Genomic DNA, 19,947 nt, shown 5'->3' on the forward strand with positions numbered 1-19,947 from the left:
CTGCCTATCGTGACTTGAACTTAAAAGGCCGGGCATTGCCCGGCCTTTTCTTTACTCCGCCGCCAAAGCCTGGCGATGAGGGTGCTTCTCTTCCACCCGGCTGGCCCGCACCGTCTCCTTCGAGATGAAGGTGTAGAACATCGGCACCACGAATAGCGTGAAGACCGTGCCGATCGACATGCCCGACGCGATCACGAGACCCATGGAGAAGCGAGCCGCAGCACCTGCACCGGTCGCATAGAGCAGCGGCGCGACGCCGAGCACCATGGCGGCCGTGGTCATGAGGATCGGGCGAAGACGCACACGGGCCGCCTCCTCGATGGCCTCACGCTTGCTGACGCCATGCTTCTCCTTCTGCTCGTTGGCGAACTCCACCATCAGAATGCCGTGCTTGGTGATCAGTCCCACGAGGGTGATCAGCCCGACCTGCGTGTAGATGTTCAGCGTTGCCAGGCCGAGATTCAGGAAGATCATGGCGCCGAACATGGAGAGCGGCACCGACATCATGATGATGAACGGATCGCGGAAGCTCTCGAACTGCGCCGCCAGCACCAGATAGATCACGATGACCGCAAGGCCGAAGGCGAGGAAGATCGAGCTTCCTTCCTGGATCTCCAGGCGCGATTGGCCGGCATAATCCTCGTAGAAGCCCTGAGGCATGATTTCCTGCGCAATGGAGCGCAAGGTCGCCAGGCCTTCCGACGTGGTGACGCCGGGCAGCGGCAGCGCCGACAAGGTCGTCGAGTTGAGCTGGTTGAACTGCTCGATGACGGCCGGCGCGGCATCCGTCTTGATGCTCACCAGAGCGGAAAGCGGAACCATGGATCCGTCGGAAGCCCGGACATAGTACTCGCCGAGACGCTCCGGATTCAGGCGATCCTCCTGCCGGACCTGGCTGACGACGTCATAGCTCCGGTTGTCGCGGTCGAACTTCGAGATCGGCGCACCGCCGACGAGAGCGCCGAGCGTGTTGCCGATTTCCGAGACCGGCACCCCGAGGGCGGCGGCGCGGTCGCGGTCCACCGTGATGCGAGCCCGCGGGGTCTCGTAGGAGATGGAGTTCTGAACCACGATGAACTTGCCGGACTTCATCGCCCGCTGGCGAATCTGTTCACCGACCTCGTAGGCCTGAGACGAGTCGCCGATGGTGCGCAGCACATACTGGATCGGCAGACCGTCACCGCCGCCGGGCAGAGACGGAGGCGCGAAGACGAAGGCCTGCACACCGGCATTCTCGTTCAGGAGGTTCTGGATCTCCTGCTTGGTCTGCTCGCCCTTCTTCTCGCGCTCGCTCCATTCCTTCAGCTTGAAGCCCACGAAGCCGCCGCCGCCGCCGTCGATGCCGACGATCAGGAAGCTGTCGTCGATCTCGGGGATCTTTTCGGCTGCGCCCGTGAACTGCTTGGAAAAGGCCTGCGTGTAGTCGGCGGTTGCGTATTTCGGCGCATTGACGAGGCCGAGATAGGCACCCTGATCCTCTTCCGGCGCAAGCTCGGAGGAAGTCTTGGTGAACAGGAAGGCCGTGGTGCCGAGCAGGACGGCGACGATGACCAGAGTCACGCCGCGGTAATCCAGCGAGCCTTTCAGGCGCCTTGCATACCAGTTCTCGAGCCGCGTGAAGGTGCGGTCGACGAAAGCGGCGAACCGCCCTTGCGCACTATGAGACTTCAGCAGCTTCGATGACATCATCGGCGAGAGCGTCACGGCCACGATGCCGGAAATGATCACCGATCCTGCCAGCGTGAAGGCGAACTCACGGAACAGCGAACCCGTCAATCCCTGCGTGAAGCCGATCGGCGCATACACCGCCGCCAGCGTAATCGTCATGGACACGATGGGAACGAAGATTTCCTTCATGCCCACGACGGCAGCTTCGACTGGCTTGAGGCCCTCCTCGATATGGCGGTGGATGTTCTCCAGCACCACGATGGCGTCGTCGACCACGAGACCGATGGCGAGCACCATGGCGAGCAGGGTCAGAAGGTTGATCGAATAGCCCAGCGCATAAAGGAAGAAGCACACGCCGATGAGCGAGAGCGGAATCGTCACGATGGGGATCAGCACCGAGCGGAACGATCCCAGGAACAGCAGGATCACCACGACGACGATGAGCGCCGCTTCGCCGATAGTCTTGAACACCTCCTCGATGGAGGCCGAGATGAAGTTCGACGCATCGTAGACGATCTCGACATTCATGCCCTTGGGCAGGGTCGGACGGATCGAGTCGATGGCGACCGTCACCGCCTCGGCGACGGTCAGCGGATTGGCCGACGGGGTCGGCGTGATGCCGATGAAGGTGCCCTGGCTGCCGTTGAAGCTGACGATGGTGTCCGTGCTCTCGGGCCCGAGCTCGACGTCGGCCACGTCGCGCAGGCGCACGACCTGGTCGCCATCCGACCGGATCGGCAGCATGCTGAAGGTCTCAGGCGTCTGCAGCGTGGTCTGCATGTCGAGCCTGTAGGCGACGTATTCGCTCTGCGTCTTGCCGGGAGCCGCAAGGAAGTTGTTGGCATTGATCGCCTGGACGACGTCGCCGGCCGTCACGCCGCGGGCAGCCAGCCGTACCGGGTCGATCCACACGCGCATGGAGAAGTCGCGCCCGCCGAGGATCTCGGCGTTGCCGACGCCCTCGAGCGTCGCAAAGCGCGGCTGCACGACGCGGGTCAGGAATTCGGAGACCTGCTCCGGATTCATCTCCGTGCTGCCGAAGGTGATGTACATGAGGGCGAAGCTCTGGCCCGTGCCCTTCATGATGACCGGATCCTCGGCGTCCGAGGGAAGCTGCGCGCGCACCTGCTGCACCTTCGCGGTGACTTCGGTGAGCGCCGCATTCGGATCCGTGTTCAGGCGCATGCGCACGGACACCGTGCTGATGCCGAGACGGCTCTGCGTCGTCACGTAATCCACGCCTTCCGCGCTCGACACGGACTTGGCGATGGGCGTGCTGATGAAGCCCTGGATCAGGTCGGCGCTCGCACCCGTATAGGTGGTCGTGATCGTGATCGTGGTTTCCTCGACCTCGGGATACTGACGCACCTGAAGGTTCATCAGTCCCTGCGCGCCGAGCAACAGGATCAGGAGGCTCACCACCATCGACAGGACGGGGCGGCGGATGAAAAGTTCAGTGAAACTCATGGCTGATGCCTATTGTCCGCTCGCGAGCTTCGATGATTCGAACTTCGTCACATCGATGCTGTTGTCGATTTTGACGGTCGCGCCGGACTGCAGCTTGTTCTGCCCGGAGGCGACCACCTGCTGGCCCGGATTGACCCCGGAGACGATCTCGAGAGCACCGCCACGGCGGCGGCCGGTTTTGACGAAGACCTGCTTGACCACCTGGACCTGCTGGCCCTGCTTCTCTTCCTGGTCGATCGTGTAGACGTAATCGCCGTAGAGGCTGGCGATGACGGCGGTCTGCGGCACGGTCATGACATTGGGCTGCTCCGGCAGGATCACCTCCACGTGGAGGAACTGACCCGGGAGAACGGCTCCGTCCTTGTTGTCTTCGACGAGCGCCTGGACCGAGACGAGGCGGGTCTTGGGATCGACGCGCGGATCCTTGCCGGTGACGCGGCCCTTGAACGGAAGATTGCCCTCGGTGGTGCCGATGCGAACCTCCTGGCCGAGATTGATCTCGCCGGCCCGCTGCTCGGGAACCGTGAAATCGACCTTCATCGAAGACAGATCCTGGAAGCTCGCAATGACGGTTCCGGGCTGCAGATACTGACCGACATCGATCCGCGGAATGCCGATCACACCCGAGAAGGGCGCCTTCAGGGCCTTCTGCTCGATCATCGCCTGCAGGCGGGCCAGGCGGGAACGTGCGGCGGCAAGCAGCGCGCTGGCCTGGTCGAGATTGGCCTCGGTGCCGTAACCACGCGTCGACAGGGTCTTGGCGCGCTCGAAGCTGCTCTCGGCCGTCTTCACATTCGCCTGAACGTCCTGAATGTCCGCCCGCTCGACCGTATCGTCCAGCTGAACGAGGACCTCACCCTGCTTCACGTTCTGGTTGGCCTTGAACTTGATCTCGCTGACGATGCCGGCGATCTCGAAGGCCAGCTCGACGCCATTGGCGGCCTTGGCCGTACCGATGGCGCTGATGCTCGGCGTCCATGTCTTCGCCTCTACCTTGGCGGCCGAGACCGTCTGCGGCGGCTGCTGCATGGTGGCGAAGAACTGGGTGATCATCTTGTCGCGGAAAAAGTTGAACCAGACCAACCCGCCGCAAAGTCCGATTGCAAGAATGAAGACAAGGGCAACTACGATGCGCCGTTTCATAGGCTTTTTCCGAGATTTAGAGCTCATTTTCGGAGCTCTGTACGACTATGGTGGGTGCGGCAATAGCGTAACTTTACCTTGACGCCAAGGCCGTGAGAGAGAATTTATATACCGTCTGGACGGTTTAGTTGCAAGTGCGTCGCCGCACGAGACAAGAGATGTAGATGTTGTTTCCCTGTACCAGAGGCCGCAAAAGTTCCCGCGAAAAGATCCTCGACGCGGCCGCCGAGCTTGTGGCCGAAATCGGCGCCGGACGGCTCACATTGGATGCCGTCGCGGAGAAGGCCGGCCTCAGCAAAGGTGGGCTTCTATACAACTTTCCCACGAAAGAGTCCCTGTTGCAGGGCATGATCCAGCGCATGATTGATCAGGTCACCTCCGAGAAGGAGGCCCTGCGGGAAAAGGCCGAGCCCGGGCCGAACCTGGAAGCCCGCGTGGTGACGAAAACCCTGCTCAATATCTGCTGCGGCGGCAAGATGCAGGAATTCGCCACCGGCATGATGGCGGCGACGGCCGAGAACCCGGGTCTCCTCGACCCGGTCCGTCAGGTGATCAGCACCACCCTGGAGCAGTTGAAGGCCAATTCGGACGACCTCGATGCCGCCCTGCTGGGCTGGCTTGCGACCGAGGGTCTCAGCAATCTCGAGATGCACAATCTCAGCCCGTTCTCGGATGCGGACCGCGAACGGATCGTGAGGGCCATCGACCGGGTCGTGGTCAAGGGCATCGCCGAATAGGGAACTTTTCGGCTTCAGGCCATCCAGGACGGATCGCTCAAAACCTCGTCCGTATGCTCGCCGAGACGCGGCGAAGGACGGGCGGCAGCCATGGGCTGCCCATCCATCACGATGGGCGAGCGGACGGACGGAATGGCTCCGTCCTTGGCGGCCTGCGACGGCAGATCAATCCTCATGCCCCGGGCGATGACCTGCGGATCCGCGAAGACATCGGCCACCGTGTTGATGGGGCCGGCCGGAACGCCCTGCCCTTCCAGGGCCGACAGGAGATCCTCGCGGGTGAATCTCACCGTCAGCTCCGTGAGCAGGGGCACGAGTTCGGTCCGGTGGCCGACGCGGCCGGCATTGGTCCCGAAGCGCTCGTCCTGCGCCAGCTCGGGCTTCCCCAGCACGGACACGAAGCGGGCGAACTGCCCGTCATTGCCCACCGCCACGATCACATGGCCGTCCGCGACGGGAAAAACCTGGTAGGGCACGATGTTGGGATGGGCATTGCCCATGCGCCGAGGGGATTTCCCGGACGCCAGATAGTTCATGGCCTGATTGGCCAGGACGCTCGTCTGCACATCGAGGAGCGCCATGTCGAGATGCGCGCCCTCCCCCGTGGCATCGCGCTTACGAAGGGCAGCCAGGATGCCGACGACGGAATAGACGCCGGTGAAGATGTCCACATAGGCCACGCCGATCTTCTGCGGCTCTCCTTCCGGGTCTCCGGTCAGGTCCATGATGCCGCCGAGACCCTGGATCATGAAATCGTAGCCGGCGCGGGCCGCATAGGGGCCGTTCTGCCCGAAGCCCGTGATCGAGCAATAGACGAGGCGTGGGTTGCCCCGCTTCAGGCCCTCGTAGTCGAGCCCGTATTTCTTCAGGCCGCCGACCTTGAAGTTCTCGATCACCACATCCGCCTGAGAGGCGAGCCTGCGGACGAGGTCCTGCCCTTCGGGCGTTTCGAAGTCGACCGCGATGGAGCGCTTGCCGCGATTGCAGGAATGGAAGTAAGCCGCCGAGAGATCGTCGCCTTCCGCCCCTTCGATGAAGGGCGGACCCCATCCGCGGGTATCGTCGCCGGCCCCTGGGCGCTCCACCTTCACCACGTCGGCGCCGAGATCGGCGAGAAGCTGGCCGACCCAGGGGCCCGCGAGAATGCGTGCGAGTTCGAGGACTTTGAGGCCTTCGAGCGGTTTCATTCCGGTCAATCCATCACGGCATCGAGGCCGCGCCTCAATCCTATCAAGGACAAGACGCGACGGGCGGCCAGCAGCGTGCCGGCCACATAGGGGGCGGCCGAGGAGCCCGCGTCGTGGCGGATCACGAGCCGCTCGTTGTCCGCGCCGAACACGGCCTCGCAGGAGAGAACGAAGGACGGCATGCGCAGGGAATGAACCTGAACCGGCTCCCTCGCGCCGAGAGAGCCGCCGCGGGTTTCCCGCACGCCCGTCAGCTCGGCCACCGGCTTCGACGTTGCGGGCTGGCGCACCTCGCTGAGGAGTTCCGCCAGTTCGCGGGCCGTCCCGGAGGGTGTATCGGGCTTCTTGGCGGAAGCGTAGTCGATGACCTCCACATCCGGAACGTAACGTGCAGCCTCCAGGGCGAACCGGCGCAGCAGCGTCGCGGTGATCGAAAAATTCCCGGCCGCGAGGACGCCGCGCTCGGCTTGGAGCGCATGACGGTCGATCTCCGCATAATCGTCGGCGGAAAGACCGGACGTGCCGATGACCACATGCCGGCCCTGTGCAAGCGCGGTCAGAGCATGCGCCTTGACGGCATCAGGCTTGGTATAGTCGATCACCACATGGGACGGTGCCTTCAAGGCTTCTTCCAGCGTGGCGCTGACCAGAACACCCAGGCGGGGAAGTCCGGCAGCCTCGCCTGCATCCTGGCCCGCGGCGCTGCGGCTGACAGCGCCCGTGAGCACAAGATCGTCGGAAGCGGCAATCGCCGCCACGAGGGCCCTGCCGACCCAGCCTGTCGCGCCCGCCAATGTGATCCGAACTGACATGAGCTACCAGCCTTCTCTCAGAAGAATGCCTGCAGGCCCGTCTGCGCCCGGCCTAGAATGAGGGCGTGCACGTCATGCGTGCCCTCATAGGTGTTCACGGTTTCCAGGTTCTGCGCATGGCGCATGACATGATATTCCTCTTGGATACCATTTCCGCCATGCATGTCGCGGGCCTGCCGGGCGATATCGAGCGCCTTGCCGCAATTGTTGCGCTTGACCAGCGAGATCATCTCCGGCGCCACGCGGCCCTCGTCGAAGAGGCGCCCGACGCGCAAGCTGGCATGAAGGCCCAGGGTGATCTCGGTCATCATGTCGGCGAGCTTCTTCTGCACGAGCTGGGTCGCAGCGAGCGGCCGGTCGAACTGCTTGCGGTCGAGTGTGTATTGGCGCGCCCGGTGCCAGCAATCCTCCGCAGCCCCCATGGAGCCCCAGGAGATGCCATAGCGCGCCCGGTTGAGGCAGCCGAAGGGGCCTTTCAGGCCGGACACGTTGGGAAGCAGCGCATCCTCACCGACCTCGACGCCGTCCATGACGATCTCGCCGGTGATCGAGGCACGAAGGGAGAGCTTGCCCCCGATCTTCGGCGCGGAGAGGCCCTTCATCCCCTTCTCCAGCACGAAGCCGCGGATCTGGTTGTCATGGGCCTCGGACTTGGCCCAGACCACGAAGACATCCGCGATGGGGGAGTTGGAGATCCACATCTTGGAGCCGGTGAGGCGATAGCCGGCATCGGTCTTCACCGCGCGGGTCTTCATGCCGGCCGGATCGGAGCCAGCATCCGGCTCGGTGAGGCCGAAGCACCCCACGAACTCGCCCGAGGCGAGCTTGGGCAGGTACTTCCGCCGCTGCTCCTCAGAGCCGTAGGCATAGATCGGATACATGACGAGGGAGGACTGCACGCTCATCATCGAGCGATAGCCGGAATCGACCCGCTCCACCTCGCGCGCCACGAGGCCGTAGGCGACGTAGGAAGCACCGGCACAGCCGTATTCCTCCGGCAAGGTTACGCCGAGGAGGCCGAGCTCGCCCATCTCGTTGAAGATGGCGCGGTCGGTCTTCTCCTCCCGATAGGCCTCGATCACGCGCGGCAGGAGCTTATCCTGAGCATAGGCGCGGGCCGTGTCGCGAATCATCCGCTCGTCGTCGGTGAGAAGTTCGTCGAGGAGAAGCGGGTCTTCCCATTTGAGCTTCGCGAGTTCCTGTTGAGCACCGGCCATGATGATCGTCCTTCCCATGCAAGCTCTGACGGGGCCGGCGTCAGGCCGGCCAAACCCATTGAATTTGAGCGGCAAAATCGCGCTGGACAGGGCAAATGTAAATCGACATCTTCGCAGCAGGTTATTCTCAATCGGAATGAACGTGTGTTTCGCCGCGGCTTTCTGCCCAATGTGGGCAATCTCCTAGCCTTTGAGGCCACAGCCCGCCATGGCAGCGTATCTCGAGCCGCCGAGGAACTGAACCTGACCCAGAGTGCCGTCTCAAGGCAAATCCAGCAATTGGAGGAATCCCTCGGGGTCTCGCTGTTCAGCCGCTCCCGGCAGCGGGTGGTGCTCACCGATGTAGGACGCATGTATGCCTCCCAGGTGCGCGGCACCCTGTCCGAACTCTCCGACGCCACCCATCAGGCCATCGCCCTCTCCGGAACCAGCGGCGTCCTGAACCTTGCCACCCTGCCGACCTTCGGCACACGCTGGCTTATTCCGCGCATTCCGGACTTCTTCGCCCGGCACCCCGGCGCGACGGTGAATTTCGGAGTTCGCCTGGTACCCTTCGACTTTGCCGCCGACCCCTTCGATGCCGCCATCCATTTCGGCGAGCCGCACTGGCCGGGCGCGGTCTGTGAGCTCTTGCGAACCGAAGAGGTCGTACCGGTCTGCAGCCCTGCCTATCGGGAACGGGAGAACCTACGCTCGCCGCAGGATCTGACCCGTGCCGCCCTGCTGCAGCAAAGCACCCGCCCGACGGCTTGGGCGGAATGGTTCGCCAGCGTCGGCGTGAAGATCGGCAATCCCTTGCGGGGTCCACGCTTCGAACAATTCGCCATGGTGGCCCAGGCGGCGGCAGCGGGATTAGGGGCTGCGCTCATTCCCCATTTCCTGATCGCCGACGAACTCGCTTCGGGCCGGCTCGAGATTTTGTTCCCTCAGAGCCTCGTCAGCGGCGGCGCCTATTACCTCGTCTACCCGGAGCACAAGGCGGAGACGCCGCTGCTGCGTTCCTTCCGTGACTGGATCCTGGCCGAGATCCGTCAGGGATAGACCCGTTTGGGCTTCATGGTGCGGAAGCTCAAGGTGAACGCCACCAGCCCGCAGACCACGATGGCGCTCACCATTGAAAGCGGCGTGCCGTTGTAGAAGGCGCTGACCAGCACGATGATCACGGCACCGGTGCTGAGCTGCAAGGTACCCATGAGCGCCGAGGCGGTCCCGGCTACGGGGCCATGCTCCTCGAGCGCCAGCACGGCCGTCGAGGGAATGACATAGCCGAGGCAGCCGAACGACACGAAGAGCAGACCCCAGAGAACGAAGGCATTGTCGACGCCGAGAATCGTCACCACGAACAGCAGAATCACCAAAGCGGCAAAGCCCGAAATCGCAGTGCGCACCACCCGCTCGGCACCGAAGCGACGCATGAAGAAGCTGTTGAACTGTGCACTGCCTATGAAGGCGATGGCGTTCGAAGCGAAGACCATGCTGTAAGCCGACGGTGTCAGGCCGAAATGCTCGATGAAAATGACGGATGAGCCGGCAAGATAAGCAAAGAAGCTCGCCTGGCTGAAACCGCCGATGAAGGCGAGCCCCAGGAAACGACGATCCTTCAAAAGATTCTTATAGGTGGCAAAGGCATGCCCAACGCCTCTTCGGTCCGCATCCGGCCTGTGGGTTTCCGGCAGGAGGAAGAGGACGACGGCAAGACCCGCGAGGCCGATTACGGCAATGGCCCAGAAGATGGCGCGCCAACTGAAGAATGCCGTCAGGATACTGCCGGCCAGAGGCGCCAGGATAGGCGAAACGCTGAAGACCAGCATCGTCGTCGCCATCAGCCGGGCCGCTTCATGCCCGGTATGCAGGTCGCGGATGACGGCCCGGGGAATGACCATGGCCGCGCAGGAACCGACGCCCTGCAGGAAGCGGAAAGCGATCAGCGTTTCCACGTTGGGGGCGAAGCTGCAGCCGATGCTGGCCAGTGAGAAAAGGCCGAGCCCGAAATAGAGCGGCGGCTTGCGGCCGAACCGATCCGAGAGCGGCCCATAGACGATCTGGCAGACCGCTACCGCGAGAAAGAAGCTCATCAGGCTCATCTGCACCGCACTCACATCGACCTGAAACTCCCGGGCGATGGCAGGGAAGGACGGCAGATACATGTCGATGGCGAAGGGCCCGACTGCAGAGAGCATGCCGAGAACGAGCGCGTTGCGCAAAAAGGCGGGCGTCATGGAGAACGGCTTTCGTAGCCCCGGCTGACGAGCCGAGATTGAGAAAACGGCCTGCCCACTGGAGGAGCAGGTCAAGCAATGCGGGCGGAAAAAGGCCCCGATCACAGCGGGCCAGGAGCACCGGAGGATGGGGCGCTGCTTGTAGGCCCTTCATCGCCCAGGTTCAAGACAGCCATTCATCTGTTGTTGGATTACAGTCCGGTCTGGAAATAATGCTTACTCTTCGTTAACCATGAATGGTCATAGCTGATTAACCATCCAGTTGGATGGGCTGATCCGCAAAAGATCCGTCCCTCATGCGGGGCAGCCCTGCGCGGCTGACCGGCTGGCCCCAGAGTTATCAAAGTTCTTCATGACCGCTTCGATGCCCCCGAATCAGACGAGCTTCAGCGTTTCGCGGTCCGCGCCACACTCCGATGCCACCCGGAAGCCGGCCAGCCATTACAAGGCGCTGACTTGTCTTGCGGCCATTGCTGTTCTGACGACGGTAGCGGCCTGCGCGGGCCGCTCGGATCTGGGTTATGCGAGCCTCATGTCCGAAGTTCCGGCCACGCGGGCAATTGTCGTACCCCCACCCGGAGGACCCTCCGTGGTCGCGGTTCTGCAGCGGCAATACCAGGACGGTCTGTCGCAGGAGATCGCCCTCTCGACGGCCTCCCGTACCTCCGGCCAGAACGCCTTTTACGTGAGCTTGCTGAACAATACGGCCGGCAACATGGACATTCCGGACACCCTGTCCCTGCCCTCCATGACCCCGGACAGAATTCAAAGCGAAATGGAAGAGCGGATTCCTGGCGTCGAGATGCAGACCTCGCTTGTTTACGTGCAGAACAAGTTTGGCCCGTTCGGCTTTGCCACAGGGCGGTCCTCCACCGGTGATCTATGCCTTTACGCCTGGCAGCGGATCGAACCGGGCGAGCCGGCCATCTTCGTGCCGGGTGGAGCCGTTTCGGTCCGCCTCCGCCTTTGCGATGCGGATGCCAGCGTGGATCAGCTGCTGCGCGTCTTCTACGGCTATACGATCGCGGCCTATTACCGGCAGGAATCGTGGAACCCTTACGGGGAGCCACCCTCGCCGCCCGCCCATTTCGGGGAGAAGGATGCTCCCATGTATCCGCTCGGCCTCGGTGGCGGGGAAGATGCCACGGTTGTCCGCCGGCAGAGCCTCTCCGAGGGGACACGCCGCGCCGCGTCGCCCGCCCAGGTGCCTAGGCGCGCCATCGACAAGGATACGGGTGCACCGCCTGCCGCCGCTCCACCGGAAACGGCACCGCCAAGCGGTTATCCGGTCGTGCCGCCGCCGCCCGCTCAATAATCCCAAGGCAGAACAAATAATGTTATTACGTTTAAAAAAGAACTTCTTTCGACTGTGACATTAGGCCTAAGTAAAACTACGGATATATTAATAGACCTGACTTTAGTCTTGAATTAAGGGTGCAATCTCCCACGCCAATCATTCAAGCCGAGAAATCCAGACGATGCGAGCGGGTCTTATCGTGGCCTTTTGGGCTGTGGCGGCGGTACTGATCGTCTCGATCGTTGCTCTTCCCATCAGCCTCCAGGCACATCTTGTCGCGGGCCTCACTGTCGTGGCCTGCATGATCATCCTCAAGTTCTTCCGTGCTCAAGGCATCTGGCGGCTGATCGCCTTGGCTCTCGGCACCGCTATCGTCCTGCGCTACGTTTTCTGGCGCACCACCAGTACGATCCCGCCGATCACTGAGGTCACAAGCTTCATCCCGGGCTTTCTGCTTTATCTGGCCGAGATGTACAGCGTCATGATGCTGTTCTTGAGCCTCTTCGTGGTATCGAGCCCGCTGAAATCACGCAAGGCGCCTCAGATCGACCCGCAAAACCTGCCGACGGTCGATGTCTTCGTTCCGACCTATAACGAGAGTGCCGATCTGCTGGCGACGACCTTGGCCGCTGCGAGAGGCATGACCTATCCGGCGGACAAGGTCACGGTCTGGCTTCTGGATGACGGCGGCACGGACGAGAAGTGCAATTCGAGCAACGCCAACGCCGCGCACCAAGCCCGCGAGCGCCGCGCCGAGCTGCAGGAGCTCTGCGCCGCCATGGGCGTGAAATACCTGAGCCGGGCACGCAACCTGCATGCCAAGGCGGGCAACCTCAACAACGGCCTCGAGCACTCGACCGGCGACCTGGTCGCCGTATTCGACGCGGATCACGCACCTGCGCGCAGCTTCCTCACCGAGACTGTGGGTTACTTCACCACGGACAAGAACCTGTTTCTGGTTCAGACACCTCACTTCTTCATCAATCCCGATCCGCTCGAGCGCAATCTCGGCACTTTCCAGACCATGCCGTCCGAGAACGAGATGTTCTACGGCGTCATCCAGCGCGGCCTCGACAAGTGGGATGCGGCCTTCTTCTGCGGCTCGGCCGCCGTTCTTCGTCGCGAAGCCCTGCAGGAAACCAACGGCTTCAGCGGTGTCAGCATCACCGAGGATTGCGAGACCGCCCTCGAGCTCCATTCCCGCGGCTGGACGAGCGTCTATGTGGACAAGCCGCTGATTGCCGGTCTGCAACCGGACAGCTTCGCTAGCTTCATCGGCCAGCGCTCACGCTGGGCGCAAGGCATGATGCAGATCCTGCGCTACAAGTTCCCGCCCTTCAAGCGCGGGCTGAAGATCTCGCAACGCCTGTGCTACATGTCGAGCAGCATGTTCTGGCTGTTTCCGTTCTCGCGGTTCTGCTTCCTCGTTTCGCCGCTCTGCTATCTCTTCTTCGGGCTCGAGATCTTCACTGCATCGGGAGGCGAGTTTCTCGCCTATACCTTCACCTACATGATGGTGAACTTCATGATGCAGAACTATCTCTACGGCCGCTATCGCTGGCCGTGGATCTCAGATCTCTACGAGTACATCCAGACGATCTATCTGCTGCCGGCCGTATTGTCCGTGATCGCCAATCCCAGCAAGCCTACCTTCAAGGTAACGTCCAAGAATGAGACAATGGATGAAAGCCGCGTCTCGGAATTGGGAACACCATACTTCATCATTTTCGGCATTCTGATCCTTGGCGTCATTGCCACCGGCATCCGAGTTTGGGCGGAGCCCTATAAGGCCGACCTCACTCTGGTGACGGGCGCCTGGAACGTTCTCAACCTCATCATCGCCGGCTGTGCCCTGGGCGTGGTGTCGGAGCGCGCCACACGGCGCCAGAGCCATCGGGTTCGCGTCGAACGGCCCTGCCGCTTCGTTATAGGCGACGAGATCATCGATGCGGTCATGAAGGATGTCTCGGTCGGGGGCGCAAGGGTCCACGTTCCGCCTTCCGCTGAGCCGAAGCTGAAGAAGGGAACCTCGGGCACGCTCGAGTTTCAGCCCCTCTCCAGTCTCCCCGCCCAGCATCTGCCGATGGAGATCCGCAAGGTGGGAATGGACGACAAAGGCCTGCTGCTCGGCTGCCGCTTCACGATCGAAAAGCCCGAGCATCGCCGGATGATCGCCGATCTCGTCTTCGCCAATGCGGACCAGTGGAGCGAATTTCAGAAGAACCGACACCATGACATCGGCGTTCTCCGCGGTACGCTCTGGTTCTTCATGGTCGCGTTCTATCAGACAGGACGAGGCCTCTCCTATTTCTTCGGCCTGCAGAAGATCGGCAGTTCCAGCCCGCCGGCTCCGTCCGTCGCTCCAGCCGTCAAGTAGAGGTATACCGTGCGTCGGGTCCTGATCTTCTCTCTGCTGGCTATTCAGGCGCTCAGTGCGCAGAACGCTGTCGCACAGACACCCTTCAGTATGTCGCCCGGCGCACCGAGCACGCCCTCGACGGTGCGACCGCCGCAGCAGGAACCGGCACAGCAAGCTCCGTCTGCCGCTCCCTTCGGGATGCGCCAGCCAGGTGCAGCGTCTTCGACACCTCCCGCGACACAGCCCGCAGCTCCAGTCCAACCTGCCCCCCCGGCCGGTACGGGGACGCCTTTCAACATGGCGCCCCAAAGCCCGTCACCGGCAACTCCCCAGGCGCAGGGTGGTAGTCCGGCTCCGGCCAGACCCATCGCGAAACCCGCAATGGGAGCCACGGCAGGCCGTAGCGTGGCGCGCATCGAGCGTCCCGTTCTGCCCTTCGAAACCATCCGCCTCGAGGGCGAGACCGATGCAAGGTCCTGGACCTTCCACCTCACTCAGGACGAGGCATCGAGTGGCGCCAGCATCGCGCTCGGCTATAAGAACGCCGTTGTGGTCATGCCCGAAGGCTCGCGCTTGAGGATTGCGATCAATGGCGAATCGGTCGTCGACACGCCGATCTCATCGTCCGACGACATCAAGCGCATGACGGCATCGATCCGCCCCGGTCTCCTGCGGGCGGGCCAGAACATCATCCGCATGGAAGCCTTTCAACGGCACCGGACGGATTGCACCATCGAAGCCACCTACGAGCTTTGGACCGATGTGGACTCGTCCTCCACGAAGCTCATCTTCGCCGAAGGCGCCACCAAGACGCTGCGCGGCCTGGACGATCTGCCCGCCGTCGGTGTCGACAGTATGGGGGTGACGACGATCCGGGTGGTGGCTCCCAAGATCTACCGTCCCGAAATCCGCGATCGGCTGCTGCGCCTCGTGCAACTCGTGGCCCTGCGCGGACGCTATGCTCATCCCGTGATCCAGGTGGTGGAATCCGATCCGGGTCCGTCCCCCATCGGCACGATCAAAGTGGCCATGGGTCTCGCTAGTGAGTTGCGCGGGTTGGTTGCGGGCGTGCCCGATGCTGCCACGATCCAGCCGCTGACCATGATGATGCAGGAGCCGGGATCTCTAGGCTCCACCCTGGTCGTATCTGGACCGACCTGGCAGGATCTCGACACCGCCATCGGCATCGTCGGAGTTCGAGGCCTTAATGCCACGCAGGTCGAACGCGGCGTGATCGACACCGCCTCATGGCAATGGCCGGAGGTTCGGACCGCCTACGGTGCGCAATCCTTCCGCTTTGCCGATCTCGGTGTACCGACGCAGGAATTCTCCGGGCGGCGGCTGAAGACCGGCTTTTCCATCAACCTGCCCTCGGATTTCTACGCGACCGAATATGGCGAGACCGTCCTGCACCTGGATGCGGCCTACACGTCGGCGGTGCGGCCGGGCAGCCATGTCAACGTGTTCGTCAATGGCATGATCAGCACGCAGATGACGATTACCTCGCAAGGGGACATTGTCCGGCGGCATAACATCCGAGTGCCGCTCAAGAACTTCAAGTCGGGGCTCAACCATGTCACCATCGAGGCTGTCCTGCTGACGGATGCCGATGAGCGCTGCGCCCCGGGCGAGACCCTCTCCGAGGCAAACCGCTTCGTCCTTTTCGACACAACCACCCTCGAGTTCCCGACCTATGGACGTATCGGGCGCCTGCCGGATCTCGCCGTTCTGAGTGCAGGCCATTTCCCGGATGAGGATCTTCCGGCAACTGTCGTTTTGGCCCGGCCCGACCCTCTGCACTATTCCGCAGCCGGCACCCTGCTCGCCCGCATGGCGCGCAGCGCCGGTGCGCCGGTGCGTGCGCAGTTCGCCAATGCGGCCTCGACGGATGACGAATCCGTGCTGTTCATCGGCGCCGTGGATCAGGTCCCTGCAGGCCTGCTCAACCGTGTGAAGGTGTCGGAACATCTGCGCATGATCTGGCCTTCGACGCCGGCAGCAGGCGACCGTTCCGCACCACAGATGGCCAGCACGGAGTTCAGCCTTCCGGCCGCCCAGGCCTCGCCGGATCGCGCGACCGCGACATCGACGGACGAGGTCCGCAAGCGGTGGTCGGAGACGTTCCAGAGGCGCGGCGTTCTTCAGCAGACAATCGGCACCGTGCAGGATTGGATGGAAAAGACCTTCAGCCTCTCCGTCAGCTCCCTTTCTCTGGAAGAACGCACCGAAGCACCCTATGAGCCGCCGCAGCGCGCTTCCCTTCTCGTTGCCCAAAGCCGCACCGAAGCGTCCGGGGTCTGGACGCTCGTGACAGCCCGAACGGACAAGGCGCTGGCAGACGAAATGGCCCGATTGGCCAATCCCATGATCTGGTCGCAGGTCGCGGGGCGGGCGATCGCTCTCGAACCCCGGGAGATGAAGCTGCAGGTCGAGCCGATCAAGGATTATCGCTTCGTGCAGACCCAGCCTCCCTCCCTGACGAACCTGCGCCTCGTCGCAGCGAACTGGATGTCCGCCAACATCCTTCCCTATGCTATTCTCATGCTGGCGTGCTGTACGTTCCTGGGCGTTGCAACCTCCCTGCTTCTGAACCGCCTCGGACGCCGGTCATGACGATCCGGCTCCCCCGTCCCATCCAGCTCCTGCCCTGGCTCTTTGCGGCCTTCTTCCTTCTTATGGCGTCGATCGCATCCTCTCAGAGCCTCTCCGTCCAGCCCTTGAACCTCGTAGGGACGATCTCCCCGGCCGACTGGGAGGCCTATCGCTCGCGATTCGTGGAAGACAATGGCAGGGTGGTCGATACGGCCAACGGCAACATCAGTCATAGCGAGGGACAGGGATACGGTTTGCTGCTGGCCCTGGCTGCCGCCGACAGGCGCTCCTTCGAGCAGATCTGGAATTTCACCTTCACCGAACTTCTAATTCGCGACGACGGTCTGGCCGTTTGGAAATGGGATCCCGCCAGCAAGCCTCGGGTCACTGATCGCAACAATGCGAGCGACGGCGATCTTCTCATTGCCTATGCCCTGGCCAGGGCCGGAACCGCTTGGCAGGAGCCCCGCTACACAACGGCCGCGCAGAAGCTCGCCAAAGCCATTGGCAAGAGCACGTTCAGCCTTAGCGGACGGTCCATGTTTCTCCTGCCGGGTGCCCAGGGTTTCGGCGCAGGCGATCGCCCCGACGGCCCGGTTATCAATCTCTCCTACTGGGTCTTCGAAACCTTTCCGGTGCTCGCCGGCCTGGCACCCGAATACGAGTGGAACCGGGTCTGGCGGGACGGCGTGATGCTGCTGCAGCAGTCGACTTCGGGCCGCGTCAGGCTTCCCGCCGACTGGATCTCGCTTCAGAACGGGCTCCAACCTCGGCCGGCAGATGGCTTTCCTCCCGAGTTCGGTTACAACTCGTTAAGGATACCGCTTTACCTGTTGAGGGCAGGGATGACTGACATGGAGTGGCTGAGGGCTCTCAAGCAGCGCTGGTCTGCGGAGAACGAAGGAGTTGCCGTGGTCAATGTGGTGACCGGACAGGTCCGGGAGCGACTGACTGATCAGGGCTACGCCATTCTGCCCGCAGCTCTGGCCTGCGCGCTCGACGGAACGCCTGTTCCTGAAGCGCTGAGGACCTTTGAGCCGAGCCTCTATTATCCGTCCACCCTATACCTTCTGGCGAAATCCCTGCTCGGTGAAAAATATCCGCAATGCGTCTAGTCGGCAGTGCTATAACGATTGCGGTTGCAATCCTGGGCTTCGCGGCTATCGCGCAGCAAACGGGTTCCGGCAGCAACCAGCCGCCAGCCGAATCGCCGCCACCTCCGGCGAACGGATCCCAGCCGCAGGTCGATGAATCCGCCCTGCGCTATTTCGCATCCCAGGGCGACACCCGCCGCGTGAATGCGGAAATCGCACGATTGCGGGCCCTCTATCCCAATTGGACTCCCCCCAGCGACCTGTCGCAGCTCTCGGGAGGCGCCGCAGCAGCAGCGCCCGACCCGCTCATCGAGCGCCTTTGGAACCTCTATCGCGAAGACCGAATCGCCGAGGTTCGCGCGGCCATCGCCGAACGTCAGACCTCTGACCCGAACTGGAAGGCCCCGGAAGAGCTGGTCGCGGCGCTCGAGACGGTCGAGGCGCGCCGCCGGCTGACCAATGCGTCCGATACGGGTCAATGGCGTACGGTCCTGCAGGTGGCTACCGAAGCGCCCAGCCTCCTGACCTGCGTGAACGTGGACGTGCTCTGGCGCGTGGCGGAAGCCTTCGCCCGGACGGATCAGCCGAACCGGACACGGGACGTCTACACCTATCTCCTGCAGAACTGCGCCAGCCTGGGCGAGCGTCTGGCGACCTTGCAGAAGGCCTTGACCCTGCTGCCCGAGCAGCAGGTGGCGACCCTGCTCCAGTTCGAGCGCAAGACTGGCGAGTCCCCGGACGATTTCACCGCTATCCGCGACGAGCTGGCTCGCCGCCGGGTCGAGCGCGCCTCCCTCGACAGCAAGGCGACCGCATCGGCCGAAGATCTCGCCGTGGTCGAGCGGCTGATCCAGAACACGAACGAAGCCGGTCCCGTCCTGATTCTCGGATGGTACAATTACCATCACGGCAATCCCGCACGGGGGCTCGAACTGTTCAAGACGGCTCTCGACCGCGACGGCGGCACGAAGGCGGCGGAAGGCTATGCCATGTCGCTGCGGGCGCTCGAACGGCTTTCGGATGCGGAAGCCTTCGCCTACGAATGGCGCGAGCGCGCGCCCGAGAGCATGAAGATCTATCTCGACGTGGCAACGGCGCTCCTCAGCCAGGACCCGGCGCCGCGCCTTGAGCCGCAGGTGCTTGCGCGGATCGTCCCGGTCGTCACGGCACAGCGCTTCTCGGATGCAGCCCAGGCTCTCGGCTGGTACTCCTACAATACGGAGCAGATCCGCACGGCGCGCGACTGGTTCCGCACAGCCCTGACCTGGAAGGCCGATGACGAAGCCTCGGCCTATGGATTGGCCCTGACGACACAGCGCCTCAACGACCGTGCCGGCTTCAACGCCGTGGTCGCGCAATGGCGGAGCCGCTCGCAGCGCATCGCCGACCTGGCGGACGGGGCCAACCCGGCCACCGGACGGCAGCCCGTCACCACCCCGCCTTCTCCTGTCGCCCAGGCTCCCCTGGCGCAGCCCATCGAGAGCGCTCCGCCGCCGGTCCAGCCTCGCCCAGTCTCCCGCGAAGTCACCGTCGAGCGAATCGAGACCGAGCAGACTTTCTCCCGGACCGAGGGCAATGTCCGGCGCAGGCAGACCCAGGCCCGATCAGCTCTGGGGCGCAATTGCACCATGACGCGCAATCCAGCTGGTCTGTCAGGTGACAGCGCTCTGACCCGCGGCTGGTGCCTCATGGAGATCAACCGTCCCATGGAAGCCGTAGCCGCCTTCGATCAGGCCATCGCCACCGGCAGCAGCCGCGCCCGCGAGGAAGCGGCCTACGGCAAGTCCCTTGCCTATCTGCGCAAGAACCTGACCTCCGAGGCCGCCATCGCCGCCACCGAGGCGCCGCAGACCCGCGAGCGCCGGGTGGAACTCGGCGCCTCGATCCTGACGCAGCGAGCGCTCGCGGCCTATCGCGACGGGCGCTATGTGGAAACCTTGATGGCCTTGAGCGAGAGGGCCCGCATCGTCCCGGAGCAGAACGACCTTCTGCTCATCCGCGGCTGGTCTTATGTCAGGCTCGGCCGCTACAACGATGCTGAGAAGGTTTTCCGTGCCGTCCAGCAGACGGGATATTCCGAGGAGGCCGCGGCCGGCTTGAACGCCATTCTCGAAATCACCGGTCGGATGCGGTACTAGCTGTCCCGTGAGGGCGG

13 protein-coding genes are annotated in these 19,947 nt (G+C 63.1%); 7 read left to right on the forward strand and 6 right to left on the reverse strand.

Going from position 1 to position 19,947, the window contains the following annotated elements; translation table 11 throughout:
* Window positions 1–51: 51 nt before the first annotated feature.
* Together KHP60_RS05110 and KHP60_RS05115 are read right to left on the reverse strand one after the other, a co-directional pair.
* The gene (locus KHP60_RS05110) at window positions 52–3,135 is read right to left on the reverse strand and encodes an efflux RND transporter permease subunit (RefSeq protein WP_213562487.1); all 3,084 of its coding nucleotides are present in this window, start codon (window positions 3,133–3,135) and stop codon (window positions 52–54) included.
* Window positions 3,136–3,144: 9 nt separating this feature from the next.
* A complete protein-coding gene (locus tag KHP60_RS05115) occupies window positions 3,145–4,278 on the reverse strand; it encodes an efflux RND transporter periplasmic adaptor subunit (protein ID WP_213562488.1) in 1,134 nt (377 codons plus the stop codon).
* Between the two features lie 164 nt (window positions 4,279–4,442).
* Between KHP60_RS05115 and KHP60_RS05120 the strand changes: the two genes are divergently transcribed.
* Window positions 4,443–5,015 carry a TetR/AcrR family transcriptional regulator gene (locus KHP60_RS05120; protein ID WP_213562489.1) on the forward strand — a complete coding sequence of 191 codons (573 nt, stop codon included), beginning with the start codon at window positions 4,443–4,445 and terminating at the stop codon, window positions 5,013–5,015.
* A 14-nt stretch (window positions 5,016–5,029) separates the two neighbouring features.
* Here the strand turns inward: KHP60_RS05120 and KHP60_RS05125 are convergent, their stop codons facing one another.
* Genes KHP60_RS05125 through KHP60_RS05135 form a run of 3 tightly spaced genes read right to left on the reverse strand, consistent with a single transcriptional unit; the run spans window position 5,030 to window position 8,231 of the window.
* Complete coding sequence (locus KHP60_RS05125) at window positions 5,030–6,202, reverse strand: CaiB/BaiF CoA-transferase family protein (RefSeq protein WP_213562490.1); 1,173 nt, start codon at window positions 6,200–6,202, stop codon at window positions 5,030–5,032.
* A gap of 5 nt (window positions 6,203–6,207) precedes the next feature.
* Window positions 6,208–7,014 (reverse strand): 4-hydroxy-tetrahydrodipicolinate reductase, encoded by an 807-nt coding sequence (gene dapB / locus KHP60_RS05130; RefSeq protein ID WP_213562491.1) that lies wholly within the window; start codon window positions 7,012–7,014, stop codon window positions 6,208–6,210.
* Between the two features lie 17 nt (window positions 7,015–7,031).
* A complete protein-coding gene (locus KHP60_RS05135; protein ID WP_213562492.1) occupies window positions 7,032–8,231 on the reverse strand; it encodes an acyl-CoA dehydrogenase in 1,200 nt (399 codons plus the stop codon).
* Between the two features lie 144 nt (window positions 8,232–8,375).
* On the opposite strand from KHP60_RS05135, the gene KHP60_RS05140 reads away from it, so the two are divergent.
* Window positions 8,376–9,272, forward strand: a complete 897-nt coding sequence (locus tag KHP60_RS05140; RefSeq protein ID WP_213562493.1) for a LysR family transcriptional regulator — start codon at window positions 8,376–8,378, stop codon at window positions 9,270–9,272.
* Here KHP60_RS05140 and KHP60_RS05145 read toward each other — a convergent pair.
* Complete coding sequence (locus KHP60_RS05145) at window positions 9,263–10,450, reverse strand: multidrug effflux MFS transporter (protein ID WP_213562494.1); 1,188 nt, start codon at window positions 10,448–10,450, stop codon at window positions 9,263–9,265. The genes KHP60_RS05140 and KHP60_RS05145 overlap by 10 nt on opposite strands.
* Window positions 10,451–10,814: 364 nt before the next feature.
* Between KHP60_RS05145 and bcsN the strand changes: the two genes are divergently transcribed.
* The 5 genes from bcsN to KHP60_RS05170 all read left to right on the forward strand — a co-directional run bounded on the left by bcsN (window position 10,815) and on the right by KHP60_RS05170 (window position 19,930).
* Entirely contained in the window at window positions 10,815–11,765 is a 951-nt protein-coding gene (gene bcsN, locus KHP60_RS05150) for a cellulose biosynthesis protein BcsN (RefSeq protein ID WP_213562495.1), read from the forward strand.
* Window positions 11,766–11,928: 163 nt separating this feature from the next.
* Window positions 11,929–14,124 (forward strand): UDP-forming cellulose synthase catalytic subunit, encoded by a 2,196-nt coding sequence (gene bcsA / locus KHP60_RS05155; protein ID WP_213562496.1) that lies wholly within the window; start codon window positions 11,929–11,931, stop codon window positions 14,122–14,124.
* Window positions 14,125–14,487: 363 nt separating this feature from the next.
* Window positions 14,488–16,719 (forward strand): cellulose biosynthesis cyclic di-GMP-binding regulatory protein BcsB, encoded by a 2,232-nt coding sequence (locus KHP60_RS05160; RefSeq protein WP_213562497.1) that lies wholly within the window; start codon window positions 14,488–14,490, stop codon window positions 16,717–16,719.
* Window positions 16,716–17,813: a glycosyl hydrolase family 8 gene (locus KHP60_RS05165; protein WP_249688519.1), complete on the forward strand. Its 1,098-nt coding sequence runs from the start codon at window positions 16,716–16,718 to the stop codon at window positions 17,811–17,813. Before KHP60_RS05160 ends, KHP60_RS05165 begins: the two co-directional genes overlap by 4 nt.
* Window positions 17,804–19,930 carry a tetratricopeptide repeat protein gene (locus KHP60_RS05170; RefSeq protein ID WP_213562498.1) on the forward strand — a complete coding sequence of 709 codons (2,127 nt, stop codon included), beginning with the start codon at window positions 17,804–17,806 and terminating at the stop codon, window positions 19,928–19,930. Before KHP60_RS05165 ends, KHP60_RS05170 begins: the two co-directional genes overlap by 10 nt.
* Window positions 19,931–19,947: the final 17 nt, after the last annotated feature.

It is taken from the genome of Microvirga sp. 3-52, from assembly GCF_018383585.1.
Classification (GTDB): Bacteria; Pseudomonadota; Alphaproteobacteria; order Rhizobiales; family Beijerinckiaceae; genus Microvirga.

Coding starts and splice junctions, on each gene's coding strand:
- KHP60_RS05165 (WP_249688519.1), top strand. CDS start 16,716: ATGACGATCCGGCTCCCCCGTCCCATCCAGCTCCTGCCCTGGCTCTTT.
- bcsA (WP_213562496.1), top strand. CDS start 11,929: ATGCGAGCGGGTCTTATCGTGGCCTTTTGGGCTGTGGCGGCGGTACTG.
- dapB (WP_213562491.1), bottom strand. CDS start 7,014: ATGTCAGTTCGGATCACATTGGCGGGCGCGACAGGCTGGGTCGGCAGG.
- KHP60_RS05135 (WP_213562492.1), bottom strand. CDS start 8,231: ATGGCCGGTGCTCAACAGGAACTCGCGAAGCTCAAATGGGAAGACCCG.
- KHP60_RS05110 (WP_213562487.1), bottom strand. CDS start 3,135: ATGAGTTTCACTGAACTTTTCATCCGCCGCCCCGTCCTGTCGATGGTG.
- bcsN (WP_213562495.1), top strand. CDS start 10,815: ATGCCCCCGAATCAGACGAGCTTCAGCGTTTCGCGGTCCGCGCCACAC.
- KHP60_RS05125 (WP_213562490.1), bottom strand. CDS start 6,202: ATGAAACCGCTCGAAGGCCTCAAAGTCCTCGAACTCGCACGCATTCTC.
- KHP60_RS05120 (WP_213562489.1), top strand. CDS start 4,443: ATGTTGTTTCCCTGTACCAGAGGCCGCAAAAGTTCCCGCGAAAAGATC.
- KHP60_RS05145 (WP_213562494.1), bottom strand. CDS start 10,450: ATGACGCCCGCCTTTTTGCGCAACGCGCTCGTTCTCGGCATGCTCTCT.
- KHP60_RS05160 (WP_213562497.1), top strand. CDS start 14,488: ATGGGAGCCACGGCAGGCCGTAGCGTGGCGCGCATCGAGCGTCCCGTT.
- KHP60_RS05115 (WP_213562488.1), bottom strand. CDS start 4,278: ATGAAACGGCGCATCGTAGTTGCCCTTGTCTTCATTCTTGCAATCGGA.
- KHP60_RS05170 (WP_213562498.1), top strand. CDS start 17,804: ATGCGTCTAGTCGGCAGTGCTATAACGATTGCGGTTGCAATCCTGGGC.